Annotated in this window: 7 protein-coding genes; 4 read left to right on the top strand and 3 right to left on the bottom strand. The window is 53.5% G+C overall.

Annotation, left to right across the window (positions count from 1 at the left end; translation table 11 throughout):
- The first annotated feature begins 11 nt into the window (after positions 1-11).
- The 3 genes from ACFE33_RS09980 to ACFE33_RS09970 all read left to right on the top strand — a co-directional run bounded on the left by ACFE33_RS09980 (position 12) and on the right by ACFE33_RS09970 (position 3,771).
- On the top strand, positions 12-1,658 hold the full coding sequence (locus tag ACFE33_RS09980) for a ShlB/FhaC/HecB family hemolysin secretion/activation protein (RefSeq protein WP_380052862.1): 1,647 nt from the start codon (positions 12-14) through the stop codon (positions 1,656-1,658).
- A 257-nt stretch (positions 1,659-1,915) separates the two neighbouring features.
- Entirely contained in the window at positions 1,916-3,247 is a 1,332-nt protein-coding gene (gene tig, locus ACFE33_RS09975; protein WP_380052860.1) for a trigger factor, read from the top strand.
- A gap of 152 nt (positions 3,248-3,399) precedes the next feature.
- Positions 3,400-3,771, top strand: a complete 372-nt coding sequence (locus ACFE33_RS09970; protein ID WP_380052858.1) for a hypothetical protein — start codon at positions 3,400-3,402, stop codon at positions 3,769-3,771.
- A gap of 67 nt (positions 3,772-3,838) precedes the next feature.
- On the opposite strand, the gene rplI is transcribed toward ACFE33_RS09970, so the two are convergent.
- Genes rplI through rpsF form a run of 3 tightly spaced genes read right to left on the bottom strand, consistent with a single transcriptional unit; the run spans position 3,839 to position 5,073 of the window.
- A complete protein-coding gene (gene rplI / locus ACFE33_RS09965; RefSeq protein WP_380052856.1) occupies positions 3,839-4,462 on the bottom strand; it encodes a 50S ribosomal protein L9 in 624 nt (207 codons plus the stop codon).
- A 12-nt stretch (positions 4,463-4,474) separates the two neighbouring features.
- The gene (rpsR, locus tag ACFE33_RS09960; protein WP_025061827.1) at positions 4,475-4,702 is read right to left on the bottom strand and encodes a 30S ribosomal protein S18; all 228 of its coding nucleotides are present in this window, start codon (positions 4,700-4,702) and stop codon (positions 4,475-4,477) included.
- A gap of 14 nt (positions 4,703-4,716) precedes the next feature.
- Positions 4,717-5,073 carry a 30S ribosomal protein S6 gene (gene rpsF, locus ACFE33_RS09955; protein ID WP_380052853.1) on the bottom strand — a complete coding sequence of 119 codons (357 nt, stop codon included), beginning with the start codon at positions 5,071-5,073 and terminating at the stop codon, positions 4,717-4,719.
- A 257-nt stretch (positions 5,074-5,330) separates the two neighbouring features.
- Here rpsF and ACFE33_RS09950 point away from each other — a divergent pair, with 257 nt between their 5' ends.
- The gene (locus ACFE33_RS09950; RefSeq protein ID WP_380052851.1) at positions 5,331-5,987 is read left to right on the top strand and encodes a hypothetical protein; all 657 of its coding nucleotides are present in this window, start codon (positions 5,331-5,333) and stop codon (positions 5,985-5,987) included.
- Positions 5,988-6,081: the final 94 nt, after the last annotated feature.

Raw genomic sequence — 6,081 nt, 5'->3', positions numbered from 1 at the left:
TGGAGCATGGAATGAAACCACGCGCAACACGAGCAGGCGCCTTGTTACTCCTGATAGGGACGGCGGCAACAGCACTTACAACAGGGCAGGCGACTGCCCAGCGACTTGATGTGGGCGCACGTGCCGCCGAAGATAACATCCGTCGTCTCAACCAACTTGACGAGGAATCGCGCATACGACAGGAGGGCGACGCCGTTGTTGCTGATCCGCTAAAGCGCCGCGAGTTGCCACCAGCCGGTGGCGCGACGGTTCTTTTGCAGTCTGTTACGTTCTCGCCAAGCTCCGTTTTCCTCAGCGAGCAAGAGCTTGCGGTGATCGCGGCAAAGTACCGTGGCGAGCGGGTGGACTTCCGCAAGATTTCGGAACTGGTGCGTGATGTGAACGATCTCTATGCCGAGAAGGGCGTGGTAACCGCAGCGGCAATTCTACCGCCACAACAGCTTGCGACCGGGAACCTTCAAATCCAGCTGATCGAGGGACGCTTGGGCGCCGCCGCGATCGTGGGGGAGCGTCGGAACACGAACGAGTTTATCTTTGATCGGGTGACTGTTGCGAATGGTGATATCGTTGATGTGCCAACCGCGGCCAAGGATATCCGCTATTTCAACGAAACCAACCGTGCGCAGCTTAGGATGCTTTTACAGCCCGGCGCATCATTTGGTTATACGGACCTCTTGCTCGGAATTACCGAGCCTCCAGCGCATGAGCTTCAGTTCTTCTTTGACAATAAGGGTGTGTATTCCACAGGCGAATTGCAGGGCTCTTTCGTTTATCGCAACTATGGAATGGCAGGACGTGACGATACGTTTATGGCCTTCGGGAGTGTCGCAGAAGGCAGTCTCGCGGGGACCGCGCGTTACGAGCTTCCAGTCCATAGCTCGGGCACACGCATCGCGCTAAGTGCGACTGCGTCTAGCGTTTCATTCGTGAATGGCCCTGCGACGATCCTTGATATCACGGGTAAATCCAGCTCTGCGAATATCACCCTGACACAGCCACTTGCTGTGACCGAGCGGTGGAGCGTTTTTGCGGACCTCTCGGGGTACATGGGGCATAGCCGCTCATGGTCAGCAGATGTTCCGTTGGTGAATAACGACACGGTCAAGTTCGCGCCGGGCATTACGGTGGCGTACACTGGGGATCGCGGTGTGACGCGCGGGCAGGTGCAAGCCGTTTATGCCACCAGCACCAACAATATCTTCGGGTTCGAACGCGACATCCGTTTGCTGACGGGATCGATCTCAGGGCGCTATAACCTAGATCGCGGTCAGTCGATCATCGCAGTGGGGGCGTTCCAGCATACCGACGAGCAACTCCTCCCTGGCGATCTATTGTTCCAGATTGGTGGACCGACGACCATTCGCGGGTATCCCTCAACCGGTATTGCGGGGGATAGCGGGTATTACGGTAGCCTTGAGTTGCATCAGGGGAATTTCTTGAACAAGAGCGGCTTGGACGGTTATGTCTTTACCGATTTTGGCGAGGTGTTCTCGACCTTCCCAGATCGGACCACCCTGTTTTCTGCGGGTGTGGGCATGGCCTATGACATCAATGAAACCGGACGTTTCGAGATTTCGGCGGCTTTCCCGCTGCTTGATGCCTTGTCCAATCAGGACTCGCTAGTGATCAATGCAATGCTGACGCTCAACGGTCTCTAGGGGCGGTTTTAGCAAATTCGAAAAACAAACCTGACCCTGCTGGTGGTGCGCCCGCCAGCAGGGTTTTTGCTGAAAAACTGAGGAAAACGAGGTTTTAGAACAGAATCTGCTGCGTGAAACCTCTTAGTTTCGGATTCCGGCAAACTCTCGCTGGAAATGCCGCCTTTCTCCTTGCATCGGGGCGCTGGGAGCCATAGAAGAGCCGAGATTTAATCCATTGCCGCGCCCGCGCGGCCTCTTTGCTATGAGGATCCCCCATGCAGGTTACTGAGACCCTGAACGAAGGCCTAAAGCGCGGATACACGCTTGTTATTCCCGCAGCCGATCTGGACTCTAAAGTTAACGATAAGCTCAAAGAAGCACAGCCAGAAGTCGAAATGAAAGGCTTCCGCAAAGGTAAAGTGCCAATGGCGTTGCTCAAGAAGCAATTCGGCCAACGTGTTATCGGCGAAGCTATCCAAGAGACAATCGACGGTGCGCTTGGTAAGCATTTCGAAGAGTCCGGTGACCGTCCTGCGCTTCAGCCAGACATCAAAATGACAAACGAAGACTGGAAAGAGGGTGATGACGTTGAAATCACCGTTGCTTATGAAGCGCTTCCAGAAATCCCAGAAGTTGACCTCAAAGGTCTGAGCCTCGAGAAGCTCGTTGCGAAAGCAGACGACGCAGCGATCAACGAAGCGCTTGAGAACCTTGCCGAGACAGCACAGAACTTCGAAGACCGCAAAAAAGGCAGCAAAGCCAAAAAAGACGATCAGGTTGTGATCGACTTTGCAGGTAAAGTTGACGGCGAGTTGTTCGAAGGCGGTTCAGCTGAAGATTTCCCACTCGTTCTTGGCTCAGGTTCCTTCATTCCGGGCTTTGAGGACCAGTTGATCGGTGCCAAAGCTGGTGACGAAGTTGCGGTAACTGTAACTTTCCCAGAAGAGTACCAAGCAGCGAACCTTGCGGGCAAAGAAGCCGTGTTCGATTGTACTGTGAAAGCCGTTAAAGCTCCTGCAAAAGCAGAGCTGAACGACGAGCTGGCCAAGAAATTCGGTGCCGAGGATCTCGAGGCGCTGAAAGGTCAGGTAGCCGAGCGTCTTGAAGCTGAATATGCCGGCGCTGCTCGTGCGGTTCAAAAACGCGCGCTTTTGGATGCGCTTGACGGTTTGGTATCGTTTGATCTTCCTCCTTCGCTCTTGGAAGCCGAAGCAGGTCAAATCGCGCACCAACTATGGCACGAAGAGAACCCAGAAGTTGAAGGTCACGACCACCCTGAGATCGAGACAACTGACGAGCACAAGAAACTTGCTGAGCGTCGCGTACGTTTGGGTCTGTTGCTTGCTGACATCGGTCAGAAGGCAGAGGTTGAAGTTACTGACGCCGAGATGACACAAGCGATCATGAACCAAGCGCGCCAGTACCCAGGTCAAGAGCGTCAGTTCTTTGAATTCGTTCAACAAAACCAGCAAATGCAACAACAGCTTCGCGCTCCGTTGTTCGAAGACAAGGTTGTTGATTACGTGTTCGAATTGGCCAAAGTCGACGAGAAAGAGATCAGCAAAGAAGATCTTGAAAAAGCTGTTGAGGCTCTCGAAGAAATGTAAAACCGTCACAGGTTTAACGCGATTAGGGCTGCCGTTTGGCGGCCCTTTTTCGTTGTGACATAAAATTGCGTAGAATCTTGATTTTGTGTAGTATTCGCTTAGCGGATAGCTCTGCGCTGCCCGTCATCGACCTACATTTCAATGGAGGATTTATGAAGACTACGGCACATTCGTTTTTTGTCACTGCATCGCTATTGATTATTTTAGGGATGCTAATGGGGATCTATATGTCGGCGAGCGGGAATTTCGCGATCGCGCCGGCGCATGGGCATCTGATGTTGTTCGGCTTTGTCGCGCTTACGATTTTCGGAACATATTACAAGCTCTGGCCGATGGCGGGGGCAACACGTCTTGCGCGGATACATCTTTGGGTGTCCATCGTCGCGCTGATCGTTTTCGTTCCGGGGATCGCGCTCGCTAATCTGGAAATCAGCGATGTATATGCCAAGCTGGGATCGGTTCTGGTGCTGATTTCAGCGTTGATGTTCGCGTGGAGCGTTCTGCGAAATTCTGCGGCAGAGTAGGGTAGAGCGCATAGAAAAGGCCGCGCGGATTTCTCTGCGCGGCCTTTCAAATTTCAGAAGCGATTGATTAAGCTTCGTCTTTTTCTTCTTCAGCAGGCTCTTCGGAAGCGACTTCTTCTTCGATGTCGTCAAGAGCAGCAGAGCCGATATCGTCGAAGAGTTCAGCGATTTCGAATTCTGCTTCTGCTTCTGCTTCGGCGGCCAACTCTTGGATGGACTTACCAGAAGCTTGAAGCTCTGCTTCTTCTGTGGAACGTGCAACGTTCAGTTCGATTGAAACAACAACTTCAGGGTGCAGTTTCACTTCCATTGTGTGCAGACCGAGTTCTTTGATCGGTGCAACAACGGAAACTTGCTTGCGGTCCACTGTGAAACCTTCAGCAGTTGCAACTTCGGCAGCGTCACGAGGTGTAACGGAACCGTAGAGCGAACCAGAGTCGGACGCGGAGCGAATCACAACGAACTGTTGTCCGTCGAGTTTTGCGCCGAGAGCTTCTGCTTCTGCTTTGGTTTCAAGGTTGTTTGCTTCGAGCTGTGCTTTGCGTGCTTCGAAGGATGCGATGTTCGCAGCCGAAGCAGAAAGCGCTTTGCTTTGTGGAAGCAGGAAGTTGCGTGCGTAGCCGGGCTTTACGTCAACAACATCGCCCATTTGGCCGAGTTTTGCGACGCGTTCAAGAAGGATAACTTTCATGATGTGCGCTCCTTACTTAACGGCGTAGGGAAGCAGAGCGAGGAAGCGCGCGCGTTTGATTGCACGAGCCAGTTCACGCTGTTTCTTTGCCGATACGGCGGTGATGCGGGACGGTACGATTTTGCCACGCTCAGAGATGTAGCGTTGCAGAAGACGTGTGTCTTTGTAGTCGATCGCGGGTGCGTTGTCGCCAGAGAATGGGCAGACTTTGCGACGGCGGAAAAATGGTTTAGTAGCCATGGTTTAGCCCTCTCTTATGCACGCTCGCGACGACGGTCGCTGCGCTCTTCACGTTTTTGCATTTGCACCGAAGGACCTTCGGCGTGCTCGTCGACCTTGATGGTCAAAACGCGCATAACGTCATCGTGCAGACGCATCAGGCGTTCCATTTCTTGGACGGCAGAAGAGGGAGCATCAGAGCGCAAGAAGGCATAGTGGCCTTTGCGGTTCTTGTTCACTTTGTATGCCATGGTTTTCACACCCCAGTACTCGTGATCAACGACTTTGCCGCCGTTGTCCGCGAGGACGGTGCTGAAATGTTCGATGAGGCCTTCGGCCTGGGCGTTGGACAAGTCCTGACGCGCGATAAAGACATGCTCGTATAAAGGCATGCGATCTCCGTTCATATATGGCGCACTTCAAAGATCGGCGGGAACTTCTGCATCCGATCACGAGAGGCTGCGCTGTTAAAAGTGCTGCAGAAGAAGGCCGCGTTATAACAGGGTCGGGGTAGGATGCAAGGGCAGAAGCATGAGCGTGTGGAGGGGGCAGGTTACTACAACCTTCGCGGTATTATCCAGTTCCAGACACACTTTCGCCCACATTGAGATTAGTATGTCCCATGGGTAAGGAACCAATAGGATACAAAATGACGGATCAACAGTCAGAAAACACGCGATTGATCGAGGCGGATGCAAAGTCCAACAAGTTTTCGATCTATACGGCGCCATGGGGATACGGCGTGCGGATGCGTGAGCAGGTCGGCTTTGGGGCGCGGCTGGCACAGGCGTTGGCGGGGGGAACGGCGCTTGTCTGTGTTGGTCTTGCCGTTGGGATGTGGGTGCTGCCGGGGTCGGCGACGAGCGAAGATATGGCAATTTTCAAGCTTGCCTTTACGGGGGTACTCATGCTGGTGGGTATTCTTGCGCTTTGGTTTGCGTCGTTGGGGACGACATATGAGTTGCAGGTAGATCGTGGTCGTCGCGAAGTTCGCGAGGTACTTCGCAATAAACGTTCGCAGCTCTTCGTCATGCGTCGTTATGACTTCAGCGACATCAGCAGCGTTGTTTTTGCACGCGACCCCAAGAAGAGCCGCAGCGGATATGCAAGTTTGATGCTGCGCCATACGACACAGACGCACAGCATTGATCTGGTGCATGATAAACAGGAGCGCTTGGAGGCGCTGCGCAATGTTCTCGCAGAAGATATTCTGTCGGAAACAGCTGGCGCCAAGGTTGCCCCGCGTCGCCATGTGCGTACGCGTTCTGCTTCCCGTGAGGAAGGGCTTGCCGTCGCAGGTGAGTAAGCCAAATCAGAAAACCAATTGGGCCTCGCAGATTTGCGGGGCCTTTTTTGTGGGAAGCTGACATTGCGTAAACAGGGGCAGCACTGTATTTGAG

The sequence above is a fragment of the Falsihalocynthiibacter sp. SS001 genome, from assembly GCF_042445055.1.
GTDB lineage: Bacteria > Pseudomonadota > Alphaproteobacteria > Rhodobacterales > Rhodobacteraceae > Falsihalocynthiibacter.
Note: the sequence above shows the minus strand (reverse complement) of the source record. Positions and strands in the feature narration are given on the sequence as shown.

What these genes read in the sequence shown, in the direction of transcription:
- ACFE33_RS09980 (WP_380052862.1), top strand. Translation starts at nt 12, where the DNA reads ATGAAACCACGCGCAACACGAGCAGGCGCCTTGTTACTCCTGATAGGG.
- tig (WP_380052860.1), top strand. Translation starts at nt 1,916, where the DNA reads ATGCAGGTTACTGAGACCCTGAACGAAGGCCTAAAGCGCGGATACACG.
- ACFE33_RS09970 (WP_380052858.1), top strand. Translation starts at nt 3,400, where the DNA reads ATGAAGACTACGGCACATTCGTTTTTTGTCACTGCATCGCTATTGATT.
- rplI (WP_380052856.1), bottom strand. Translation starts at nt 4,462, where the DNA reads ATGAAAGTTATCCTTCTTGAACGCGTCGCAAAACTCGGCCAAATGGGC.
- rpsR (WP_025061827.1), bottom strand. Translation starts at nt 4,702, where the DNA reads ATGGCTACTAAACCATTTTTCCGCCGTCGCAAAGTCTGCCCATTCTCT.
- rpsF (WP_380052853.1), bottom strand. Translation starts at nt 5,073, where the DNA reads ATGCCTTTATACGAGCATGTCTTTATCGCGCGTCAGGACTTGTCCAAC.
- ACFE33_RS09950 (WP_380052851.1), top strand. Translation starts at nt 5,331, where the DNA reads ATGACGGATCAACAGTCAGAAAACACGCGATTGATCGAGGCGGATGCA.